General features: G+C 36.8%; 21 protein-coding genes and 1 pseudogene. All 22 read left to right on the top strand.

Annotated elements, in window-relative coordinates; genetic code table 11:
• The first annotated feature begins 5 nt into the window (after window positions 1-5).
• The 22 genes and pseudogenes from AC04Q4_RS04640 (at window position 6) to AC04Q4_RS04535 (ending at window position 25324) form a co-directional block, all read left to right on the top strand.
• The gene (locus AC04Q4_RS04640) at window positions 6-1112 is read left to right on the top strand and encodes a glycosyltransferase family 1 protein (RefSeq protein WP_173737280.1); all 1107 of its coding nucleotides are present in this window, start codon (window positions 6-8) and stop codon (window positions 1110-1112) included.
• A 2-nt stretch (window positions 1113-1114) separates the two neighbouring features.
• Window positions 1115-1786, top strand: coding sequence for a DUF1919 domain-containing protein (locus AC04Q4_RS04635; RefSeq protein ID WP_173737281.1), 672 nt, complete (start codon window positions 1115-1117; stop codon window positions 1784-1786).
• A 27-nt stretch (window positions 1787-1813) separates the two neighbouring features.
• A complete protein-coding gene (locus tag AC04Q4_RS04630) occupies window positions 1814-2710 on the top strand; it encodes a glycosyltransferase (RefSeq protein WP_173737282.1) in 897 nt (298 codons plus the stop codon).
• 9 nt (window positions 2711-2719) lie between these two features.
• Window positions 2720-3664, top strand: coding sequence for a glycosyltransferase family 2 protein (locus AC04Q4_RS04625; RefSeq protein ID WP_173737283.1), 945 nt, complete (start codon window positions 2720-2722; stop codon window positions 3662-3664).
• A gap of 30 nt (window positions 3665-3694) precedes the next feature.
• On the top strand, window positions 3695-4978 hold the full coding sequence (locus tag AC04Q4_RS04620) for a glycosyltransferase family protein (protein ID WP_476388593.1): 1284 nt from the start codon (window positions 3695-3697) through the stop codon (window positions 4976-4978).
• Window positions 4979-5004: 26 nt separating this feature from the next.
• Window positions 5005-6270: a PEX28-32 family peroxisomal membrane protein gene (locus AC04Q4_RS04615; RefSeq protein ID WP_173737285.1), complete on the top strand. Its 1266-nt coding sequence runs from the start codon at window positions 5005-5007 to the stop codon at window positions 6268-6270.
• The gene (locus tag AC04Q4_RS04610; RefSeq protein ID WP_173737286.1) at window positions 6271-7338 is read left to right on the top strand and encodes a polysaccharide pyruvyl transferase family protein; all 1068 of its coding nucleotides are present in this window, start codon (window positions 6271-6273) and stop codon (window positions 7336-7338) included.
• Window positions 7328-8842, top strand: a complete 1515-nt coding sequence (locus AC04Q4_RS04605; protein WP_476388592.1) for an oligosaccharide flippase family protein — start codon at window positions 7328-7330, stop codon at window positions 8840-8842. The genes AC04Q4_RS04610 and AC04Q4_RS04605 overlap by 11 nt, the downstream gene beginning before the upstream one ends.
• 4 nt (window positions 8843-8846) lie before the next feature.
• Window positions 8847-9863: an acyltransferase gene (locus tag AC04Q4_RS04600; protein ID WP_173737288.1), complete on the top strand. Its 1017-nt coding sequence runs from the start codon at window positions 8847-8849 to the stop codon at window positions 9861-9863.
• A 27-nt stretch (window positions 9864-9890) separates the two neighbouring features.
• Entirely contained in the window at window positions 9891-10937 is a 1047-nt protein-coding gene (locus AC04Q4_RS04595; RefSeq protein WP_476388591.1) for a Coenzyme F420 hydrogenase/dehydrogenase, beta subunit C-terminal domain, read from the top strand.
• Between the two features lie 21 nt (window positions 10938-10958).
• The gene (locus tag AC04Q4_RS04590; protein WP_173737289.1) at window positions 10959-11156 is read left to right on the top strand and encodes a 4Fe-4S dicluster domain-containing protein; all 198 of its coding nucleotides are present in this window, start codon (window positions 10959-10961) and stop codon (window positions 11154-11156) included.
• A gap of 15 nt (window positions 11157-11171) precedes the next feature.
• On the top strand, window positions 11172-12557 hold the full coding sequence (glmM, locus tag AC04Q4_RS04585) for a phosphoglucosamine mutase (RefSeq protein WP_173737290.1): 1386 nt from the start codon (window positions 11172-11174) through the stop codon (window positions 12555-12557).
• A gap of 94 nt (window positions 12558-12651) precedes the next feature.
• A complete protein-coding gene (glmS, locus tag AC04Q4_RS04580) occupies window positions 12652-14520 on the top strand; it encodes a glutamine--fructose-6-phosphate transaminase (isomerizing) (RefSeq protein WP_476388590.1) in 1869 nt (622 codons plus the stop codon).
• Window positions 14521-15112: 592 nt separating this feature from the next.
• Complete coding sequence (ltrA, locus tag AC04Q4_RS04575) at window positions 15113-16402, top strand: group II intron reverse transcriptase/maturase (RefSeq protein ID WP_476388589.1); 1290 nt, start codon at window positions 15113-15115, stop codon at window positions 16400-16402.
• A gap of 253 nt (window positions 16403-16655) precedes the next feature.
• Window positions 16656-17090 carry a hypothetical protein gene (locus tag AC04Q4_RS04570; RefSeq protein WP_476388588.1) on the top strand — a complete coding sequence of 145 codons (435 nt, stop codon included), beginning with the start codon at window positions 16656-16658 and terminating at the stop codon, window positions 17088-17090.
• Between the two features lie 22 nt (window positions 17091-17112).
• Window positions 17113-18024 (top strand): SIR2 family protein, encoded by a 912-nt coding sequence (locus AC04Q4_RS04565; RefSeq protein WP_476388587.1) that lies wholly within the window; start codon window positions 17113-17115, stop codon window positions 18022-18024.
• 20 nt (window positions 18025-18044) lie between these two features.
• Window positions 18045-18377 (top strand): hypothetical protein, encoded by a 333-nt coding sequence (locus AC04Q4_RS04560; RefSeq protein ID WP_476388586.1) that lies wholly within the window; start codon window positions 18045-18047, stop codon window positions 18375-18377.
• Window positions 18378-18518: 141 nt separating this feature from the next.
• Window positions 18519-18902, top strand: a complete 384-nt coding sequence (gene gloA2, locus AC04Q4_RS04555; protein ID WP_270378475.1) for an SMU1112c/YaeR family gloxylase I-like metalloprotein — start codon at window positions 18519-18521, stop codon at window positions 18900-18902.
• Window position 18903: 1 nt separating this feature from the next.
• Window positions 18904-19269 (top strand): hypothetical protein, encoded by a 366-nt coding sequence (locus tag AC04Q4_RS04550; protein WP_476388585.1) that lies wholly within the window; start codon window positions 18904-18906, stop codon window positions 19267-19269.
• Window positions 19211-19663, top strand: a pseudogene (locus AC04Q4_RS04545) (BCCT family transporter); the annotation flags it as partial. The gene AC04Q4_RS04550 and the pseudogene AC04Q4_RS04545, both read left to right, overlap by 59 nt.
• A 388-nt stretch (window positions 19664-20051) precedes the next feature.
• Window positions 20052-22772: a hypothetical protein gene (locus AC04Q4_RS04540; RefSeq protein ID WP_476388584.1), complete on the top strand. Its 2721-nt coding sequence runs from the start codon at window positions 20052-20054 to the stop codon at window positions 22770-22772.
• A gap of 2 nt (window positions 22773-22774) precedes the next feature.
• Window positions 22775-25324, top strand: coding sequence for a hypothetical protein (locus AC04Q4_RS04535; RefSeq protein ID WP_476388583.1), 2550 nt, complete (start codon window positions 22775-22777; stop codon window positions 25322-25324).
• Window positions 25325-25421 lie beyond the last annotated feature (97 nt).

Genomic DNA, 25421 nt, shown 5'->3' with positions numbered 1-25421 from the left:
CATAAGTGAAGAAAATTAAGATACTTACATTATCAACTTCCGGTCTAGGAAAAAAGGAAGGTATATCCACAGTTATCTTGGATAATTATGCTCTGTTTGATAAGAAAAAATTTCAGTTAGATATGATTGCTTCTGGAGATTATAGTTATCAATTAATCTCTGAGTTTCAAAATATTGGCGTAAATATTAAGTGCCTCCCTTCGAGAAAAATTAGTGTTGTCCAGTATATAACTGCATTAGTAAAACTTATGAAAGAAGAAAAGTATGATGCGGTTTATCTCCATGGAAGTAGTGCGATTTTAAGCATAGAACTTATCATAGCGAGAATGTGCGGATGTAAAATCCGTGTAGTACACTCGCATAATACCACATGCGACCATAAGATGGCAGATAAATTGTTGCGGCCAATATTTTATAGAAATTATACTGTTGCATTGGCATGTGGATACGAAGCAGGCCAATGGCTTTATGGAAATCGACCTTTTGACATTATAAAAAATGGAAGAAATACAAAAGTATATGCTTTTTGTTCTGAAAAAAGAGATTATATGAGAGAAAAATTGGGCCTTTCAGCCCAAACGCTAGTTCTTGGCCATGTGGGAAACTTTAATGCGCAGAAAAATCAGGTCTTTTTGTTGGACGTTTTGGATCGGCTATTAAAAGTAGAACGCAATTTAAAACTATACCTGATGGGCGATGGAACGACTCGTAAAAGTATTATGCAAATGGCTAATGATAGAGGATTGAGTCAGTACATAGTATTTACAGGATCGATTCAAAATGTTCCAGATATGTTACAGGCTATGGACTTAATGCTTCTTCCGTCTTTGCATGAAGGACTTCCATTGGTTGCTGTTGAATGGCAAATGATGGGATTGCCTTGTATCTTGTCAGATAAAATCACCAAAGAATGTGTGTTTACGGATACAGTGAGATTTTTGCCAATTGATAGTGCTGAGAACTGGAAAAATGCCATTTTGGAAAGTAGAACCATATCGAATAATCGAGTAGATGCTTCTGAAAAAGCAATTTCAGCAGCGAAAGAAATAGGGTATGATTTGCAAGAAAATGCTCAGAAGTTGCAGCAGTATTTTGAAAGAGGTGACAAATAGTAATGCCATCAATCGAAGGGGTAAGACTTAAATTTAGAAACAAAATATATATCCCACTTACCTGCAAAAAGAGAAGCACATACTTAAAAACAAAGGATTTCACAATAATATCCAATAACTGCTGGGGTGGGACTGTATATGAAGCATATGATTTGCCGAAAGGCTCACCGACAGTTGGTATGTTTTTTATCGCAAAAGATTACATTGAATTTTTGTCTGATTTAAAAGGCTATATTGGTGGTAAGCTTGTCTTTATTAAACCAGAAGAATCTCGGTGGAAAGAAATGACGGAAGTATCCGGTGATAAAAGATTTGGACATTATCCAGTTGGTGTGCTATCTAATGGAAAGAATACAATAGAAATTTTCTTTCTGCATTATCACAGTGAACAAGAAGCTAGAGATAAATGGGAACGCCGTATTAACAGAATTAATTGGAATAAGATACTTGTCAAATTTAATGATCAAAATGGCTGTACAGAAACTGAAGTAGAAAAGTTTATGTCGTTTCCATTCAAAAATAAATTATTTTTCACATGTAAACATTGGCCGAATGAAGATGGAAGATATACAATCATTCATCAGTTCCCAAAGAATAATGTGATAATGGCATCATATGAGCCTTTTGGAAAAAGTAAATATATAGATATAACCGAAATTCTGAACACACTGTAAAATGAATTTTGGTTTTACGGAGGTCTTATGAGAATTGCGGTTTTAATGTCAACATATAATGGACACCTTTTTTTGGATAAGCAGTTGGAAAGTCTAGCAAATCAGACAGTTGCTGACGAAATGACAGTTTACATCAGAGATGATGGTAGTACAGATAATACTTTTGATATCATTGAAAATTGGAAGAAGAAAATAAAGATAGTTTTATATAAAGAAAAAAATGCAGGTCCGGCAATGAGTTTCTGGATGTTATTGATGAATCCTGAAATTCAAGCCGACTATTATGCTTTTTGCGATCAGGATGACATTTGGGATGCTAATAAAATCGAAAAGGGAATTGAGCACCTTAAGGGTAATACGTATTTGTATGCTTGTAACTGCCGCATCATAGATGAGAACGGCACAGTTATTAAAGAATGTCGAACTAACAGAACACCTAATATGACTATTCGGAAATTGTTTGTCTCGGGTTGTACTCAAGGATGTTCTATGATTTTTTCTGATACATTGTGCCAACGTATTAGGACTGCAAACATAAGTTGCATTCCTATGCATGATTTGATTGTTATGTTGTATGCAAACTGCGAAGGCTCAATTTACTGGGATATGGAGCCTCATTTTGGATATCGAGTTCATTCTAATAATGTTGTGGCAAAGAACAATAAAACCGGCGTTCAAAAACTAAAAACTGTATTATGGAATTGGAAAAATAGCAGTAAGCACTCTATGTCAATTGTAGCGGAAGAGTTAATTGCCAGTGAAAAGCAGATTCAGAGAGACGACATGGATTATTTAATGTATATGAGTAACTACAAAAAAAGCATTATCGGTAAATGGAAAATTATGGAGATCGGTGAGATGAAAGGCATGGACAAGAATGCTGTGCGTTCATATAGAATCCGCGTACTTCTGAATTTACTATAAGGGGGAAAAATGGACAGTAAAGTTTGTGTGCTTATGGCGACATACAATGGTGAAAAGTATGTCTTAGAGATGTTGGAGTCAATAAAGAATCAAACCTATAGTGAGTTTGTTTGCTATATACACGACGATGGCTCAACGGATTCGACTTGCAAAATCATAGATGAATTCTGCAAAGTCAACGATAATTTCATAAGACTTAAATCAGGAACGTGTGGTGGTGCCAAAAGTAATTTTCTTTATATGTTGAAGAAAATTGGAGTCCAATTTAAGTATTGTATGTTTTGTGATCAGGATGATGTTTGGTTACCGAACAAGATTGAAAAATCGGTGGAAGCAATAAAAAAACTGGAAAGTGATAATCCAGCCGTGTCAGCGCTCGTATATTGTGATATGAAGGTCGTTGACGAAAATCTAAAAGAGATTGCTTCGTCTTTTATAAAGTATAATGCTCTATCAGTTGATGAAATCACAATAGATCGTGCTGTTATGAAAGGGTATGCAGCGGGATGTACAATGATTATCAATAACACGTTAGCGAAGGCATCAGTGGTTGAGGATACAAATAATATAATTATGCATGATTGGTGGGTAATGTTAATAGCAAGTGTTATCGGAAAAATCGAATATCTAGATGAGCCGTTAGCATTATACCGTCAGCATGGGACCAATACGCTTGGAGCAAAGCATATAACTCGTTCTTCAAGAATTCGAGAAATCTGTAGTAGAGTTATTTCGGGAAGACAGATGGAAATTACCCGAAGTGGATTATATCAACGAATAAGACAATTAGCATGTTGTAGTTGTATTGATGCGATTGGAACTGATTATCAGGAACTAATAGATGGTGCTGTTTCTTTTGAAAAAAAACGTAAGATTGATCGTTTTATATATGTCTTAAAATTTCGACTGTATCAAAATAAATGGAGTGCTTTATGGACGTGTATTTGTTCATAATGAAGAAAAAAGAAAAGGAAGAAAAGCTGAATGACAAAAGGTGTTAAACAAGGAATAGTTTTCTTTTCCAATTCGGATTATACGCGTGAAACAGGTGGAACAGAAAAATTTCTATCTGAAATTGTGGGAAGGCTGCTATTAAAAGGATATTTTGTAGTACAAGTTTATCCACTTAGAAGGTTGAATCGCATTGCAAAAAGAATCGTTAAAAGTAAGAATATAGAATTTGTTTCTATTAATCTAAACGAATGTTACTATGGAACATTCGAATTATGCAAACTTGAAAAAGTGCTCAATAGTATATCCTATAAATATTCCGTTGCTTTCCAAGGCGTTATAATCAATCAGATGAACTATTTTGAAAAACAAACACTTGGGACTCAATTAAATAGATTAAATCTTCCGATTCGATATATTGTACATGATTTTACATCGGTTTGTCCTTATGTTTTTTGGAGCAGCAAGTCTGGAACTGCCTGCGATAAGAAAATTGTAATTCCATGTGAGACAAATTGTGGAAATTGCAATTATCTTGATAAGGCAATTAAAAATTATAAAAGCTCTGCTGATTTTTTTTGCGATATAAGATCAAATTTGGATATGTTTATTTGTCCATCAATGAATACGCTAGAAAACTTAAAAAGAGTTTTTGACATTCATGTAAGGTGCACTGTTCGCTCTCACCTTATATATGGATGGAAGCATTGCGAGATTAAAAACAAAGCGAAAAAACTTCGGATTGCATATATGGGTCAGCCGGCCAATCACAAAGGTTTTGCAGAATGGAATAGACTAGTCAATGCAGCATCAAAGGAACAATATGAATTTTATTATCTGGGAAATTCTAATATATATCACAAGGATGATGATGTAAAGACAATTCGTGTTGATTATCGAGAAAAGACCTCGAAGACAATGCAGGAACAGCTTGCAGATTTAAACATCGATATTGTTTTTCAATGGTCAAAATGTCAAGAAACATATAGCTATACATATTTTGAGGCAACATCTGCAGGCTGTTTTGTAATAACTAATCCTAATAGCGGGAATATTGCAGCAATGACTTTATTCAATAAGAATGGGATTGTTTTTGAAGATATAGATAAATGTATTGAGTGGATCAAAAGTGGTCAATCCCGAAAAGATGTTGACGAGTATCAGCGAACAGGAAAAAAAATTATTGATATGCGGATGAATCAGGATATATCTGATTTTATTTTTGATGAAAGAAACTTATTAAAAGAAAACAAAAATAATGTATTTAAAAACCCTGTTCTATATATTGTGGGAAAATTCATATATTTTCAGCACTAAGCGATGAATAAGTAGAGGGGTAGAAGATGCGATTTAGATTAAAAATAGGAAAACAAGATTTATTAGAAAAAGTACTCTATTTGATGTTGATTGTCCAAGTTATGGGCATAAGATGGCTGAACCTTACAAGGAGATATTCGTATATTTTTTTGCTTTTACTTCTATTTCAATTTATTTCACGAATTAGGGGATATCGAAAGATTGCAAAGGGATTTTTTTGGTTTCTAATAACATTAGTGTATTTTTGGTATAGTGCCTATAATAACACTTCTGTTGGTATGCAGAATTTCAAATTGTTTTTTCCATCACTTTGTGTGTTTGTATTTGTCGGCTATTTGATTGGCAATCGAAAAGAAACATTGTCACGGTTCTTTTATAAATGTGCATGGCTCTTTAATGTATATTATTTTGTTAATATTCCAGCTCTTATGATAGAACTCGGAGGAAATCTAGCTTTGGCAGGAAAGCATCCAGACGGTGTTGTCAATCCTATGAAGGAAGACCTAATTTGTGGACTTCTTGGTTATAATGGAACGCCATTACTAGGACTGTATACCGCGTTTATGACGGTTTTAAATATTGATATATATGGGAAAATTAAAAACAAAAATTATCGGGTTGCATTTGGCGTATATAATATAATTGTGCTTGCTTTCATGCTTTGGATATCTACAAAAAATGACAACAAGACTTGCTTTCTACTAATCGCTTTGTTTGTTGCAATCTATAAACTGTATGATGTTTATAGGGGAGTGAGCCAGACAACTGTTGATAAAATAAAAGGAATTGCAAAATATATAATATTTGCAATTGCTAGTATTTGTGTTGTCTACAATGTTTTAATTAGAATTGAAGCTACCAATAAAATTCTAACGTCTATTATGACGAGAATTACAGAAGGACTTGACTTGGGAGCAAAAGCAACTGGAAGTGCAGAAAGAATAGGAGCTGTCGTCTACATATTAGGAGATCCAATCCATCACATGTTAGGCTATGGATTAGGTAATTATACATGGCGTCAAAATGGTGCTTTTGGATTTTACCATTTTGGACAAAATGACTTGAGCGTTTTCTTGATGCTTGGTGGTATAGTGTTTGTTGCATTGATATTGCTTATGATTTATTTTATTACAATGGATAATATAAAGTCAAATCTTCTTGCAACAGTTATGGTAGTTTTATTTTTAATACTAATGACATATACGCAACTAGTAACAGAATTTTCTAGTACATGTATTTTGGCATTCTTTTATACATTGTGTTGTTTGAAGTGTAAAGAAGGTGATTGTTGAATGAAAGTAGCAATTTTAACATTTACTTATGGAGATAATTATGGACAGCGATTACAAAATCTTGCAGTGCAAGAAATCTTGCATAGTTATTTTGAAGATGTTTATACTATAAAACAGACTCCATTAGAGTATCCAATAGGATTTAATATTAAGAAAAATGTGAAACAATTATTAAGTGGAAACTATTGCTGTTTATTAAAGCGTCATCAAAACTTTTTGCGGTTTGATGAAAAATACATACGCTACTATGATATACCTATTGCAGAAAAAACTGCGTCATCTTTTCCTGAAAAGGACTTTGATTATTATATTGCAGGGAGTGATCAAATATGGTCACCGTACTCTGAAGATGTAAATAGTACATTGTTCTTACAATTTGCGTCACCAGATAAGCGAATTGCACTCTCGCCTAGTATTGCTGCGGAAGAGGTGCCGACTAACAAGGTCGAATTGTACAAGAAATATTTAACGGGGTTTCGTTATTTATCATCGAGAGAGTATACAGGCTCTCAGTTGATTTCAATGCTGTCCGGGAAAAAAGTGGAGACGTTAATAGATCCAACGCTCATGTTTGATGCGGATTTTTGGGATAAATATGAAAAAAAACCTGACATTGAGTTGCAGGATGATTATGCATTGATTTATATGTTGGGAAGTAATCAGGAAAATGAAAAAATCAAATCATTTTGTAGTACGCATAAATTAAAAATGGTTAATTTAATGAAGGAAAAAAAATATCTAACGCTGGGACCTGATGCTTTTATATATTTAATCCATAATGCAAAAATCGTTTTTACCGATTCATATCACGGTATAATATTTTCTATTTTACATCGTAAGCCGTTCGTTGTTAGCAACCGCGGAGGCACTTCTCTTAATATGAATAGTAGGTTCCAAACACTGTACTGCAAGTTGGGGATTCGTTCAAGAAGTTTTAGCCAATTGGATACTTCGGCGCCTTTTGAAATTAATTTTGAAGGAATATTTGAAAAATTGCGTGATGAGAGAGCAATCTTTAGAGAATATTTAGAAAGATGTTTAGTTGAGGAAAAAGGATATGACAATTAATCAGCGTAAGGCGGGAGTGATTTTATCTTATGCCGGGGAAATAATTAAGATACTGGTAAATCTCGTATACACTCCAATTATGCTTCACCTTTTGGGACAAAGTGAATATGGACTGTACCAACTTGTATATTCAGTTGTTTCTTATTTGAGCTTATTAAGCCTAGGATTTGGTAGTTCCTATTTACGTTTCTATTCAAGATATAAAGCACAAAAGGACGAAGATGGAGTTGCAAAGCTGAACGGTATGTTCATGATCATTTTCTGTTCGATTTCTGTGATTTGCATTCTTTGTGGAATTGTGATGATTGGAAATATCCGTGGCATTTTTGGCACAGGACTTACAGATAGCGAATATGAAACAGCAAGAATATTAATGGGACTCCTTATTATTAATCTTGCAATGACATTCCCGAACAGTGTATTTAACTGTTCGATTACTGCTCATGAAAAATTTCTATTTCAAAAGTTGCTGATTCTTCTTCAGAATTTGTTCAGCCCATTTTTGACGCTACCGTTGCTTATTATGGGGTACGGCTCGATTGGTATGGTTTCCGTTACAACATTTCTGACCTTTGCAGTATTGCTATCCAATATGTTCTACTGCTTTAAGAAATTACATATATGCTTTGAGTTCCGCGGGCTTCAAATTGGATTGTTGAAAGAAATGTGGGTATTTACTTTCTTCATTTTTTTAAATCAGATTATCGATCAGATCAACTGGAGTGTTGATAAATCCTTGTTAGGAAGATTAGCAGGAACAACGGCGGTTGCTGTATACGGTGTTGGAGGACAAATCAACACATTGTATCTTCAGTTTTCGTCGTCTATTTCAAATGTTTTTGTTCCCAAGGTTAACCGCATAGTAGCTGAATCAAATGATGATGCACAACTGACAAGACTTTTTACTAAGGTTGGACGTATTCAGTTTATGGTTTTAGGGCTGATTCTATCGGGATTTGTATTTTTTGGCGTTCCGTTTGTGAAAATATGGGCTGGACCTGAATATGGGGCCTCATATATAGTTGCGCTTTTGTTAATTGTCCCAGTTACAGTTCCTCTGATACAAAACCTTGGAATTGAGATTCAAAGAGCCAAGAATATGCATAAGGCAAGGGCAGTTGTCTATTTGGCAATTGCGATTGCCAACGTATTTATCAGCATTCCACTGATTAAACTTATGGGACCAGCTGGTGCTGCGCTTGGGACAGCTATTTCTCTTATTGCGGGCAATGCCATCTTCATGAACTGGTATTATCATGCCCGAATTGGAATGAACATGATTTATTTTTGGAAAGAGATTGCAAAGTTTATCCCGGCATTGATTGCACCTTGTGTAGTCGGATTTTTCATTATGAAATTTGCCAATATTACGGGACTTGTTAAACTGGGAGTATTTGCAATTGTCTATACAGTTGTGTACGGACTCTCAATGTATTTCTTAGGAATGAATGAAGAAGAAAAGCAGCTTGTTATGGGTCCAATTAGAAAAATCTTAAGGAAATAAAGAGATGAAAGAAAAGAAAGAATATTGGCAAAGCATCCGGGGAATCTGTATATTGGCGGTTGTATTGATTCATTCCTTAGGTGGATTTAATTATTCTACTGGATATGGTGCAGAGTTCGTTGTTCTTCGCCAGATCATCAATTTTGCAGTTGCTACATTTGTTTTTATGGCCGGTTATTTTGTGAATGTCGATGCCTTGTCTGATAAAGAATTCAGTTATAAACACTGGATAATTTATCGGGGGGGGCGACTGTGTATCCCATTTATGATTTGGTCGCTACTGTATAGTGGACTTGAGCTATTAAAAATCGTACACAGTGGCAATGAGATTCATTGGTTTGGATTTGTTTACCGATTTATTGTTGGAAAGTCAGCAACTCCATTTTACTATATTGTCGTTTTGATGCAGCTTACGATGATGACGCCTTGGCTAGTCAAAACTGTAAAACAAAATGGAGTTATCAGTAGAATTCTATGGTTAGTAACGTCGCTTTACTTAATGTATTTGTACGCTTGGAATTATATAGTTGGTATCTCACCACGTCTATATGAAACATTATTCCCAGCATGGTTTGTCTTTTATTATTTAGGAATTCATGTGCGCTGTGGATGGAAATTGAAATGCAATGGATATGCGGCGGCAGGTGCGCTCGCATTAAGTTGCGTTGAAGCGGTTGGATTGAGAGCAGTAGGATTCGATATTGGATTCTATACGAGTCAGATAACAGTTGGTTCATTTCTTTATTCTGTTACCATAATTGGCTGGCTTCTAAAGAAAAATGAAAATAATCGTAGTGGCTGTCACTTGCTATCAAAGATAGGAGATTGCTCATATGGAATTTTCTATATTCACATGGCAGTGCTGATGATTGTTGGTAGAATTATAGAATGTGAAAACTGGTATGCTTATTGGGCATTGCGATTTGTACTGACATCATTCATTAGTTACATCGTAGTGCATCTTGCTCAGATGACATTGAAGAACCATAAAAAATTGTTGCGGTATATTGGATTTGTATAAAAGGTACTGGAAGAGGAGGATATACTAGTGAAGCCAGAAAAAGTATATGCTTGTTATAGTAAAGATAAAGATGTGAGATTGAGCAGTTCTTCTGGAGCGGTATTTTCTTCTCTGGCAGAGTATGTGCTTAATAAGAATGGCATTATTTATGGTGTCGCGATGTCTGAGGATTGCTATTCGGCAGAATTTATTGCAGTTACGGATCGAAGTGAACTAATAAAACTCCGTGGATCAAAATACCTGCAAGCAAAAGTTGGGGATACATTTAAGAAAGTTAAGGTAGAATTGCAAGCAGGAAAAATTGTGTTATTTACAGGAACAGGTTGCCAAGTAAACGGGCTAAGAAGATTTCTTGGAAAAGATTATGATAATTTGATTTGCATGGATGTGATTTGTCACGGAGCACCATCACCTACATTGTGGAGAGAATACGCACAATATCAAGAAAAAAAGTCTGGTGGAAAACTGAAAGGGATTAACTTTCGTTGCAAGGATGAAAGTTGGACTGATTTTGGCATGAAGGAAGTTTTGGAAAATATTCCAGAAGATTCTGTAAAAAAGTTTTATATATCTAAAGATAAAGACCCCTATATGCAGATGTTTTTAAGAGATTATTGTCTGCGCCCATCATGCTATGAGTGTGTGGCTAAAAGAGAGAAACTGTCTGATTTGACGGTTGCTGACTTCTGGGGGATTAATGATGTCGCTCCAGAGATGAATGATGGGTTAGGAACTTCTCTCGTATTGATTCGAACCCAAAAAGGAAAAGAAATATTTAACTACATCAGTTGCAAAATGAAATTAAAAGAGGTGACATATGAAGTTGGTGTAAAAGGAAATCCTGCTGAATACAAGTCATGTGCAAGGCCGTCACAAAGAGATACTTTTTTTGATGATATGCACACAATGAGTTTCGAAGAGCTGGAAGGAAAGTATGGTGCTCCGATAAAATATTCCTTGAAAACAAGAGCAAAAAGGAAAGTAAAGAAAATAATTAAAAATATGCTTCGAGTAATCGGGGGGGGGGCAGAGAGTAATACAGAATATGGATTACTCTTTGTGTTTCGTGTTTGATTGTACTAGGGAGGAACTGAATTGAAAGAAATACCAGTACTATATAAAAGAAAAGAAGAATGCTGTGGGTGTACAGCTTGTTATGCCATCTGTCCGAAAGAAGCTATTTCTATGGTAGAGGACGAAGAAGGCTTTGAATATCCGCAAATAGATGACAGTAAATGTGTTCGCTGTTATCAATGTTTAAAGGTTTGCCCTTTTAAGATTGAAGAAGCATAAGAGAGGTAATAAAGAATGGGTAAGTATTTTGGAACTGACGGCTTCCGTGGTGAAGCCGGAATTACATTAACTTCTGATCATGCCTATAAGGTGGGTCGTTTCTTAGGTTGGTACTATAACACATTGCGTGAGCGCAATTGTGACGGCAATCCTGCCCGTATTGTTATCGGCAAGGATACTCGCCGCAGCTCCTATATGTTTGAGTACAGCCTTGTCGCTGGTCTGACTGCTTCGGGAGCGGATGCCTATCTGCTCCATGTTACTACAACCCCGTCTGTGGCTTACATTGCTCGTGTGGATGACTTTGACTGTGGCATCATGATTTCTGCCAGCCACAACCCATATTACGATAATGGTATCAAGCTGATTGACGGTTACGGTGAGAAGATGCCGGAAGAAACGTTGTTGCTGATCGAGGCTTATATTGACGGTAAGCTCCATGTGTTTGATATGGATTGGCCGGAACTACCATTTGCAAGTCGTGATCATGTTGGCTGTACGGTAGATTATGTGGCAGGCCGTAATCGTTACATGGGTTATCTGATTTCTCTGGGTATCTATTCTTTCAGAGGTGTTAAAGTTGGTTTGGATTGTGCCAACGGTAGCTCTTGGAACATTGCAAAGTCTGTGTTCGATGCCCTTGGCGCAGACACCTATGTCATAAACAACAAGCCGAACGGTCTGAACATCAACAATAATGCCGGCTCTACGCATATTGAGGGTCTGCAGAAGTTTGTTGTGGAGAAGGGGCTGGACGTTGGGTTTGCCTACGATGGTGATGCCGATCGGTGCCTGTGTGTAGATGAGAAAGGAAACGTCATCACGGGTGACCATATCCTGTACATCTACGGCTGCTATATGAAAGAACGCGGAAAGTTGCTGAATAATACAGTTGTTACTACGGTCATGTCAAACTTTGGTCTGTATAAAGCATTTGATGAGCAGGGTATTGGGTATGTTAAAACTGCTGTGGGCGACAAGTATGTCTATGAGTACATGGCCAAAAACGGCTGCCGCATCGGCGGCGAGCAGAGTGGCCATATCATTTTCAGCAAGTACGCAAGCACTGGTGATGGTATCCTGACCAGTCTGAAGATGCTGGAAGTGATGCTGGCCAAGAAGAAGCCGATGAGCGAATTGGCGGCACCGTTGAAAATCTATCCACAGGTGTTGGAGAATGTCCGTGTGACCGATAAGAAAGCCGCGCAGAATGATCCTGCTGTGCAGGAAGTAGTAAATAAGGTTGCTGAGGCTCTGGGTGATACTGGTCGCATTCTGGTTCGTGAGTCCGGCACGGAGCCGGTCGTGCGTGTTATGGTGGAAGCACCTGACCACGATAGCTGCCAGAAATATGTTGACGAAGTGGTCAAGGTGATCTGCGAAAAGGGATATAAAGTATAAGGTCAATGACGACTCTGGCAACTACCCGGAGTCGTTTTTTATAAAAAGGAAAATATAATAGGCGAGAGAAATAAATAATGGGAGGGATAAACCTATGTGTGGAATTGTTGGTTTTACTGGAAACCGACAGGCAGCACCGATCCTGCTAGATGGACTGTCTAAACTGGAATATAGAGGATATGACTCAGCTGGACTGGCTGTCCGTGATGGAGAGAATTTGGCACAGGTTGTGAAAGCAAAAGGCCGTTTATCTAATCTGATGGAAAAAACAGATAACGGCAATGCGTTGAAGGGAACTTGTGGTATTGGACACACTCGCTGGGCAACACACGGGGAGCCGAGCCAGACAAATGCACATCCTCACGTTTCTGGTAACTGTACTCGCTCTGGCTCTGGGGAAGTTGAGTCTGAGGTCGTTGGTGTACATAACGGTATCATTGAGAATTACACGGAGCTGAAAGAAAAGCTCCTGAAGCATGGATATACATTCTACAGCCAGACAGATACAGAAGTCGTTATCAAATTGGTTGATTACTACTATAAAAAATACAACCTCGGTCCTATAGATGCTATTGCGAAAACAATGGTGCGTGTCCGTGGTTCCTATGCTCTTGAGCTGATGTTCCGTGACTACCCGGGTGAGATTTGGGTGGCACGTAAGGACAGTCCGATGATCATCGGCATTGCGGATGGTGAAACCTATGTGGCTTCGGATGTCCCGGCAATTCTGAAATATACTCGTAATGTATATTACATCGGCAATCTTGAGTTTGCAAAATTGACTCCGGGTGAGGCTCATTTTTATAATCTTGATGGTGATGAAATCGAAAAGCAGACCACCGAGATTAAGTGGGATGCAGAAGCGGCTGAAAAGGGCGGCTTTGAGCATTTCATGATGAAAGAGATTCACGAACAGCCAAAAGCTGTTCAAGATACCCTTAATTCCGTAATCAAGAATGGCACTATCGACCTGTCCAGCGTGGAGATAACTGAGGATGAAATCAAGAATTTCGAGCAGATCTATATTGTAGCTTGCGGTTCTGCATGGCATGTTGGCATGGCCGCTCAGTATGTGTTGGAAGATATGGCAGACATTCCGGTGCGTGTGGAACTTGCATCGGAGTTCCGTTATCGAAAGATACCGGTCAATCAGAAAGCTCTGGTGATTGTTGTCAGCCAGTCTGGTGAGACAGCGGATACACTGGCAGCATTGCGTATGGCGAAGGAAAAAGGCGTTACCACAATGGCAATTGTCAATGTGGTTGGTAGCAGCATTGCTCGTGAAGCAGATAAGGTGTTCTACACACTTGCTGGTCCTGAAATTTCTGTCGCAACGACTAAAGCATACAGCGCACAGCTTGCAGCTATGTACTGTCTGTCGGTTCAGTTCGCAAAGGTCAGAGACAAAATCACGGATGAGCAGTACAGCTACTATATTTCTGAATTGCAGACTATCCCAGAGAAGATGCAGAAGATTTTGGAAGACAAGGAACGCATCCAGTGGTTTGCAGCGAAGTATGCCAATGTGCATGATGTGTTCTTCGTAGGTCGTGGCATTGATTATGCTGTCTGCTTGGAAGGCAGCTTGAAACTGAAAGAAATCAGCTACATCCATTCCGAAGCATACGCTGCTGGCGAACTGAAGCACGGAACCATTAGCCTGATTGAGCAGGGAACATTGGTCATCGGTGTGCTGACCCAAAGCGAACTCTATGAAAAAACTATCAGCAATATGCTTGAGTGCAAGAGCCGTGGTGCTTATCTGATGGGGCTCACTACTTATGGCAAGTATGAAATCGAAGATCAGGTAAACTTCACGGTCTATGTTCCAAAGGTGGACGAGCACTTTGTTGGGAGTTTGGCAGTGATCCCGCTTCAGCTGCTGGGATACTATGTATCTGTTGCCAAGGGTCTGGATGTTGACAAGCCAAGAAACCTTGCAAAAAGCGTGACGGTGGAATAAAAATAGAATCTACAAGGCTGATTTATTTACATACTTGTGATATAATGGGAGCGGTAGCTCCCTACGCTGCTCGGTGTGTCCAGCAAAGCTGGATCACGCTTGCCGGTGCAAGTCCGGTCACGGTAATCGCCAGTGAGCCGTGTAGTTAAACTCGGTGCGTTGTAGTAATACAGGGTGCTAAGCGAGTGGATAAAGTAACCTTGACAAGAGGTGCGAACAATCATGCAGACCGTAACATAAAGTGAATTCTGCCGTATCGTTAGAAGGGTCTCGAAAGAGAACAAAGGGAAGTTGAGCCTTGCGAGCATGGGCGAAAACCATGGAACGTGTGTAGATACTGGAATACAGCACGGAAGAACCCCTCGGTATAAGGGAAACGGTATGTATGAAAAGTGTGGTTCGGAACTGGAGAGACCCTACCTGTCACCGAAAGGTAAAGATGATGTGTATAAGCTTGGCGAAGTCACAATCATGACAGGAGGGAGTCGGAGGGGAATATAGTACCGATGATGACTGTGTAAGATAACGTTGCCTATGGAAAGGTTCCCTGCTTCATTCATGTTTGTAGAGAGGGTAAGAGTGAGAGAATGTCATGCAGACTAACAACTCCAAAGAAAAAGTTCGACAACTTCAAAATAAACTATATCTAACAGCCAAGAAATGCAGTAGCAGAAGATTTCATGCACTCTATGACAAAGTCTATCGGGATGATGTTCTGTGTGAGGCATGGAAACGAGTAAAAGCCAACAAAGGTTCTAGCGGAGTTGATGGAATCACAATCGAAGATATGGAGAAAAAGGGAATAAGCCGATGTCTGACGGAAATCCAGTCAGAGTTAAAAAGCGGAATATATAAACCTTTACCAGTCCGAAGAGTGATGATACCAAAGCCAGACGGAAGCCAGAGACCACTGGGAATACCATGTGTCAAAGACCGCATTGTGCAGATGGCTACGAAAATAGCAATAGAACCCGTATTCGAAGCGGATTTTAAGGAATGTTCCTATGGATTCAGACCGAAGCGAAGTGCAAAACAAGCACTGGAAGTAGTCAGAAAAGCGTGCAATAATAAAGGGTACTATGTGGTGGATGCTGATATCGAAAAGTTCTTTGATAACGTTAATCAGGATAAACTGATGACACTAATGGAACAGAGAATCTCGGACAGAAGAATCCTAAAACTCATAAGACAATGGCTAAAATCAGGAGTCCTCTATGGAAATGTATTAGAGATAAGTAAACTCGGCACAAGCCAGGGGTCGGTAATTTCACCATTACTGGCAAATATTTATCTAAACACGTTAGACCGATTATGGGAGAAGTATGGATTTACCCATGGAATCCTCGTGAGATACGCAGATGATACAGTTATTATCTGCAAGAATAAGAAAAGTGCAAATCATGCATTGTCGTTGTTGCAGTATATCATGGGAAAACTGGATTTGAAATTACACCCTGTTAAGACAAAGATTGTACGTATGTGGGATGGAGAAGAAGAATTCGATTTTCTTGGAATACATCATAGACGTATGACAACCGAAACAAAACAGGGAAAATCGTTCCAAGAGACTTATCAGTACCCAAGCCAAAAGGCAATGAAAAAGATAAAAGCTGCAATAAAATCAAATGTGAATAGTAGAAATTTACTGATAGCCCAAGAGGAGGACTTGATAAAGAATCTGAATCCAAAGATAACAGGTTGGAAGAACTATTACACAACAAAGACAAGTGATAAATGGATGATGGCACTTGATCAGTACATTATATGTACATTCACGAGATGGTACAACAAGAAACATCAGAGACAAAATCGTATGTCAAGAATGGGTTTTGTAAAAAACAGCTTGTATAAAAATGGCTTGAAACGAATGGCTACGGCGTAACATAATGCTGTAGAAAGAAGAATGTCGGAAAGCCGTGTGAGGGAAAACCTCATGCACGGTTTGATGAGGGGAAAGAGGGCGAAGCCCTCTAACCTACTCTACTAAATAATATCACACACCTCTCCGTGGTGAGCAGCAGGCAACGATCTTATGATCGGCGAAGATGTGAGAAATGAAATTTGATTAAAAACTAATAACATTGTGTTCTAAAGCAATACTACTTTAAAAATTTGTACATTGAATAGAGGGACAAATGATGAAATTTAAATCTGTTGTAAAAACTAATAAAGATCTGAAAAAGAATGGATATAAAATGATTCGGAAACTCCATAAAATGGAAAAGAAAAAAGGGGCTGAAAAGGCATATGGAGCCTCGTTTGAAAACACATACATGTTTGTTTTGTATTGTAAAGGACTGACAGAACTTATCGAATTGGAGTATGGCGAAACTGATGAGTTTGTTTTTTCGTTTAAGAAAAAATGTATTAAATTTATGGAATACTTAACATTTATTTCTGCATCAAAAACTAAGATTAATAAATCTTATCTGGCTAGTTTTTTGAAGAACTATACAAAATTTTTTAATAAAATTATCGATAAAAAGTATCCATTTCTTGTTAATCAGAAAGTTCTTGAAAAATGGAACATTGGTTGTGTGATGGCATATATTGCAACATGGGGTGCCTGATTTTGATTGGAGGTGATTCTTTGTGCAATATACAATGGCAGATGCATTGCCAATAATTAAACAGACACTATCTGAGGGAAGATTGTCCATATTTGCAGGCTCAGGTATATCTGTGGAGTCAGGGTTGCCAGCTTGGGATGGATTTATTGATAAGTATATAGAAATATGCGAAGAATTGAATAAAAGCCTTGAGCCCTGTTATCAATTTACAGATATTATTGCTGATGCCAAAGCAAGCAAAGATAAAAATCTAATATCTACTATAACCGCCTTAAAAGGAAAGGTTAAAGAAGTAAAGACACATGGAGTCAATACGGATTTTTGTGATGATGAACTCAATGCTTTGTTTTATGGGGCAGATCCATGTGAATATCACAAAACGATTGTTGCAACGAATTATAAACACATCATAACAACAAATTATGATGCTTTACTAGAAAAAGCAGCAAAGCTAGAAGGATATACAAGTCTTTTAACAAGAGCTTATAGTTATACTGAGCAACAAAATCTTTCCATGGCCATTTATTCAGGAAAAACCGCAATTATTCATGCACATGGGAAAATCGCAGATATTAAATTGGATCAATTTGTTTTGACGGAAGAAGATTATCTTGCGATTATGAAACATAATCCGGGATTTAGACTTATAATCAATTCTATTTTTCTGACAAATTCTGTGATTTTTGCTGGATACGGTGGAAGCGATCCGCATTTTGAGGATATTATTAGTGACTTGAATATGACATTGAATTGGAATGCTGGGGGTGTAGATTTACCTAGGTGTTATATTATGCTGAGGAAAGATAAGGTTACCCCAATTAGGGAATTCCTGAGCGATAAACACAGGGTTGATATTATTACTTTTGATGAATATTCGCAAATGAAAGATTTTTTGAAAGAACTTGAACGGAGTTGTCCAAGAGTTAAACCTTAAACAGAAAAGAGGTTGTCACCATGCCCAGAACGAAAGGAAGCAAAAACCGTCCCAAAACCAATATCACCAATGACTACGCATCTCAGATCGCGGAGAAGCAGGAATCTATTGTTTCCTTGACTGCTGAGATCGCATCCATCCAGAAAGCAATTGAGGAGCAGAAGAACACACTGAAAGAGAAGAAGACTGCTCTGAAGAAAGCTGAAAAAGAAGTGGCATCCCTGGAAGCGAAGAAGGCAAAGGCAGATGCTAAGGCCGCTGAAGAAGCAAAGAAGGCTGAAGCCGAGAGTGTGGTTAAGAGATTATTAGCCAGCGGTGTGAGCGCAGAGGAGATTCTGGAAAAGCTGAAATAAACAAGGAACCCAAGAAAAAAAGAAATGCCGTGTGGACAAACTGAACTCCAGGAGTTCACACGGTATATTTTGAGGGTTACTGTATAGTTTGTAACGGGAATAAAAGAAGAACAAAATTAAAAGAAACGGAGCGTGACAAAAATGAACTTATCAAAAATACATCACATTGCAATTATCGTATCTGACTACGAAGCAGCTAAGGATTTCTATGTGAACAAGCTGGGCTTCTCTGTCGTCAGAGAAAACTACCGTTCAGAGCGTAAGGACTGGAAGCTGGATCTGCGTGTCAATGAACACACAGAGCTGGAGATTTTCGCTGAGGAAAACCCGCCGAAACGTGTGAACCGCCCGGAGGCCTGTGGGCTGCGTCATCTTGCATTTTGCGTTGATAACGTGGAACAGACGGTGAAGGAACTGGCGGATGTAGGAATTGAATGTGAGCCAGTTCGTGTGGATGATTATACTGGTAAGAAGATGACTTTCTTCCATGATCCGGACGGACTGCCACTGGAGCTGCATGAGTAAAATGAAGAAAACGAGAAAGCCCGGCGGTGGGCGGAAGAAACTGAAGCCAGAGTACGATGCCGGGAAAAATCTGAAAGAGCAGATGGATGATGCTGTGGCGCTTTATGATTCTGAGATGTCCTTGCAGGCTATTAGTGAAGAACTGGGATTAAATCCAATCAAAGTAAGGAAGCTCCTCATCACGGCTGGTGTGTATGAATCGGATGTGGCGGAAAAAGTAAAAAATACTTTTGAAGAATACCGAGAAACACAAGACTACAAAACCGCCATACTCTCAACCGCAAATACTCTTCAACTCTCCAAAGCCTCTGTCACCTCATGTATTTGGTGTCGGCTCTACGTTGACGAGTTTTATCGTACTTGGTAACTATTCTATGGGAATGCAGGTCACTGGAAAGGCTGAGTTTATTGCACAGTATCTGGCTGATGGTGACCTTTACGGAATGATTGTAAGCATTATAAAAACAATGCCGTTCGCACCGGTCATTATGGTGGTTGTGCTTTTGACGATGATTGCCTTCTATGCAACTTCCTTTGATTCTATTGCGCTGACGGCTTCTTGCTATAGCTATCACAAACTGGAAGATGGCGAACAGCCGAATAAGGGAATTCAGCTTATGTGGTGCGTTCTTCTGATTCTGCTGCCGATTGCGCTGCTGTTTGCTGAAAGTTCTATGAATAATCTTCAGTCTGTAAGTATTGTTGCCGCATTCCCAATTGGCGTGGTTATCGTGATGATTACTGTCCAAAGCCAGTATTGAGAGTATCAACAGAAACAGCATTTCAGCACTTGGGGCTGAAAAAGTTTCAAAATATGCTGAAAAATATTTATGAAGTCTACCAATCAGTGTTTTTTCGTTGTATAATGTTTTTGTCGTACAGGGTCACTTCCCTTTGTAATGTTTTGGGTCAAATTCATTATACATCAGAAAGTCCTGTACGATATTTTTTTATGAAAAAGTTGTAAAGTGGTGTCAAAATAATACAAGACCGGAAAAACATAAAAACTCAAACATTTAAGGTTCCCTGCAAGTCGTGACAGGGTAATTATTTATCTCTTACGAAGAATAGAACATCTATAAATTATAAATATAAGTGACAGAGAGTGTATGATAAAGTACAAAAAGATGAAGGAGAGAAATAAGATTTATGAAAGATGAAAAAGTATTAACTGTAATTAAAGGACAAGAATTTAAATTAAGTCTTAAAAAGAAGATTGAAGAACAAGATATATTCTATGATCAGTATTTGGAAGCAGCCACTATGTTGGATGATATTGTAGTAAATGATGAAGATGACAATCAGGCTACTTGGGCGAAAGTAGAAACAGAGAATAATATTATTGCTTTCTGTGGAGAACGTGGAGAAGGCAAAAGTAGTGCAATGTTTACATTCATTAATGCGTTATCCGATAGGAATGTGAAAAATAATTCTACTATATTTGCACAGTGTAAAAATGTTAAAAATACTGTTTTTTCAAAACCTGTTGTTATTGATCCATCAGCTTTTGATAATGTACATAACGTTTTAGATATTATTATCGCATCTCTATATCGGAAATTTTCTGATAAATATGATGAATGTCCGGAAAGGTTCGATAATTACAAAAGAGAAAGACTATTAAACGAATTTCAAAAAGTATACAAAGATATTTCATTGATTAATGATCCAGCAAAAATGTTGGAAGAGGAATATGATTATGAGGGAAGTATAGAAAAAATATCGAAGATGGGAGAAAGTCTGCGATTAAAACAGAATCTTAATAATTTAGTGAATTTGTATTTGGACTATATGATATCAGGAAAAGAGGATACAGGATATGCTTCAAAAAAATTGTTAGTGGCAATTGATGACTTGGATATGTGCAATGTCAATGCCTATAAAATGTCTGAACAGATACGGAAGTACTTGATTATTCCTGATATAATTATTGTAATGGCACTTAAAGTTGAACAATTACAGCTTTGTGTGGAAGAGGAGAATTTAAAAAATTATAGTAATGTTTTGAAAAATCAGGAAAAAATTGCAGGTGCAATGATTGATGTCGGAGACATGGCAGAGCGCTATATAGCAAAATTAATTCCAAAGTCAAGAAGAATCTATCTGCCAAATGTAAGATATATAGAAAATGCGAAAATTAGTTATCAAAAGAAAGATAATGAAATTATTTATGAAGATAAAATGATTAATTCATTGAATGCGTCTCTATTGGAGTTGATATATGAGAAAACTGGAATGAGATTTTTATTGAACGAAGAAAAATTAAATTGGTTACAGCCGGATAATCTGCGTGATACAGTAAATTTGATTATTCTTCTGGGGGATATGAAGGTTCCTGAAAATGACAGCGACTATAACGAAAATATTGAGAAATTTACGGAGTATTACGAGAAAGAATGGATTCCACGGAATTGTCGGTTGGTGAATTATAAAGAGGTGCAGAATTTAATAAGAACACCATATTTGCAGTTGAACTCAGAAGCCTGTTATTGGTTGAATAAAAATTATAATAAATCTGATAAGAAACATATTCTGTCTCCAGCAAATTTCCAAATGGAAAGACAAAATTGCTTTTTTTGGATATTTAATTGGTTTAACACGTACAAAAATAGTATGTTTGATAAAATAGATGATAAATTTGTTTATATGTTTGAGATTTTGTATACGATTAGATTAAATAAATTGCGGAGAAGTAAAGACCATGAGACACTGGGAGATTTTTTAGGCGGCTATATATGGGGCCCCGGATTTGATAATATGCTTCCGAATACAAGTGACGGAACATCCGGAGGAAGAAGTCGGTTTTTCTTTTCAACTATCAGTGCATACAATATTTTTTCTGAAAAGATAGGAAATGCTTTTAATGTAAATAATGATCTGCTAGATAATGGAAAGGATTACATATCAAAGATAACTGTAAATGACGAAGAAAGAGAATATAAAATTTTTAACTGGATGTTGTTGGGACTTTTTTCTAATGTTTGTATAGAGTTTCCTGGGAATGGTGAAAATCCACCAATATTTAGATATATATATGACACATCTATAATTTTTTCCAATTATAGATTGAATAATGCACTGCAAATTTGTTTGGAAAATTATATTGTTGGAATTTGCAGTCTGGAAAGTTTATATAAAAAGTTGAATGTAGAAATATTAGGAATCAGTAAAGAGGAATTTCAAAAAGTTATCAATAGGATTGAAAAAGACAATTTTAACAAAATTCAAGTGTTCAGAACAATTTTTTCCAATATAGATCTGATGATGCGATTCTATGAATACTGTTGGAAAAATAAGCAGTCAAAAGAAAGCGGTGTTAAAGATGAGCGTGAGAAGACAAGAGCTGTGGTCGATCGTTTTTTTAGAAATGTAGAGCGTTTTTACAGAGAATATGTTAACAGGGATTTTGAAGAAAAGTTTAATAATTTGATATTAAGAGATTCTTATGGAGAAAAGAAAGTAATTAATATTAGTGAACTATACGCGGAATTAGTACAAAGAGGAATAGAAGAATCGGTATCATATGAAGAAAAGCAAAAACAGGACAGAATGAAAGAAATGATGGATTCTTTAAATTTTATAGTTCTTCCCGGTGATCCGTTATTGAGCGTATCTACCTATTTGATAAATAAATCTCCAGATAACGTTATGAAGAATGTGAAAAATATGATTTATAATATGGAATGTTATTCATTAAGGAGTAAAGAAAAAGATGCTGATTTTACAACAATACGTGAGTCATTATATGATTATTACCAAAGAGTTGCAGAGTATGAGATAGAAAATCCTAAATCAGATATAACAAAAGAAATGAATGAGGAATATAAACATTTGGTGAAACTTTGCAGCAAGTATAATGAGGAAAAATAATTATGGATATAGAGCGGGGAAATATAGAAATTGTATTTCAGAAAATTCCATATATGTATGCGATAAAAAGCCAGAATGAACTGGTCGATTATTGTTCTTATAGTAAGATTGCCCAAGATATTTATATGCGATATTCGGCGGAGGTGTTTTCATGTGCAACAGATGATGAGCGCAGAAACAATTATCTGTTTATGTGTGATCAGATGAAAATACAAACTGACTGGTGGAAAAATGACTTAAACGAAAATATAGGGGTGTTTCAATTGGTGTTTTCGTTGGCAGATAAGATACTTCGGCTGGATGGAAATGAGATTAGATGCAAATTTGATCAATTGCTGCGTTGGCGTGAAATTTCGCTGTTGATGGGACAGGACTTTTTTACATGTGCGTATCTGGCATTTGATGATTGGAAAAAAGGATATAATACTCAGTATTTTGCCTGGCTTCCAATTATTAGAAGCGATGATAGCAGATTACATAATATTTTGGAACAGGGAGTGGCTGAAAATCATTTCCATCTTAATGGTTCTACAAAAATTTTTGAATTAAACTGGTTATGTTTGATGAATCATATTTCTGGAAGAAATGCAGAGTTCAGGAAAATAACCAGAACAATGCAGATGCAGCGAAATGATAGTTTTGATAAGAGAGGCGTAAAAGAGGATTTTTATACAGAATGTCTAAGGGCTGCTTTGTATAGGGTATATTTATTTCTTTTAATGAAAGAAAATAAATATATGTTTGAAATGGCTGAAGTATTGGTGGGAAAAGTAGAAAAAGGAATATCATTACGTGAAGTAACAAGTGATATTCAAAACCTGATTGCCATAGCAGGAAATCTTTACGGAGCTAAAATTGATGGCAAGGTTTTGGATTATGCCCTCGAAAACAAGATGATGAAGTATAATGATAATGTTTGCAGGTTATTGGCTGGTGAGCGTAAGTTTTTATATTGTTGTTACAGACATGTTCTGACAGGGCAATTTAACAGACGCCAAAAGAATATATTTTATGTGTATTTAATTATGCGTACTGATTTCAGGGGAGAACTAATTCAGAATAATAAAAAGATTGGATTTGCCAATTTTTCAGATTATCAGGATAGGAAAGAATATTTTATTGAAGGCCATAAGCCATATGAAGATGAATTAGTACGATTGGCGCTGAATGAATCTTTGACAAAGAAGAATATGCTTTCGCTGGAAGCAAGAATTTGTCCGAAAAATAGTTCTGCTAAGTTGATAAAAAGTCTAAAAAATTACGAACGCATTATAAAGTCAGAACCGATAAATAATGGATATGATAAGTTGATATATGTTTTGCATTTTCCTAAATTATTTGACGGACCATTTATGGATGGAGCGCCACGAAATAATAATGTACGAAAAATGGCTGCCCGGCAGGCGCGGAGTATAGTAGCGATGTTGGACAAAAATAGAGAAATTAATCAGCATATTAAGGGGATTGATGCATGTTCTAGTGAAATTGCGTGCCGCCCGGAAGTGTTTGGACAGGTATATCGTTACCTGACATCAAAAAGAGTGAATATTGAAAATGACTCTTATTTTCACAATTGTACGAATGTGCAAAATCTTCAAATGACATATCATGTAGGCGAAGATTTTTTTGACATTACAGATGGATTACGGGCCATAGATGAGGTTTTGCTGTTTTGCAATTTTCGAAGAGGTAATAGACTGGGGCATGCTTTGGCTCTTGGAATATCTCCTGAAAAATATTATGCAATGAAGGGATATAAAGTTGTTCTTTCAAAACAAATTCTTCTGGACGATATTGCCTGGATATACTGTAAGTCAGGGGAATTAGGCTATTCATTAGAAGAAAAGTTAAAAGCAAAATTGATCGAAGAGTATACATCATTGTACAAGGAAATTTATGAGAATAATATCAGAAATGGTTCTTGCCCATCTATACATGAATATTATCAAAGCTGGAAACTGAGGGGAGATAATCCTCAGAGCTATAGATTGGAAGAAAAAGAATTTAACGAAGCTTTGAAAAAAACAGAATTGGTTTATTTTGATCGATTTCGTTTTAATCCACGTGTGGATAACAAGCTTAGAAGAAATAAAAGGTATAGGGATTTATACTATTATTACCATTTCAATAAAAAGGTCAGGGAAAAGGGAAATGAAATAATCGAGTTTAAGGTAACAGATGAATATATTAAATTAGTTCGTGGCATACAGGATAAAATGATTATTGAACTTGCCCGTCAAGGAATTGGCATTGAAACAAATCCTTCTTCCAATTACTTAATTGGAACAATAAGAAAGTATGAAGAGCATCCGATTATAAGATTTAATTCCCGGAATCTGAAAGAGACAAATATTGGAGAAAATATTTGCGTTTCAATAAATACAGACGATCAGGGAGTGTTTGATACTTTGTTGGAAAATGAGTATGCATTGATGACATTGGCACTAAAGAAGGCAACAGATGAAGATATGAATACTTTATATGATATTGAGGATATTTATGAGTGGATTGATTATGTGAGAAAGATGGGGATAAATCAGGTGTTTTCATGAGAAAATTTTTATTGTCATAGGGTTCACGTTCCGTATAAATTAAAGCATTTGCAACTTACACCAAAACTGGTTTAAAATAGGAATCAGTACGGAAAAA

Source organism: Blautia sp. HA8986, assembly GCF_056504635.1.
Note: the sequence above shows the minus strand (reverse complement) of the source record. Positions and strands in the feature narration are given on the sequence as shown.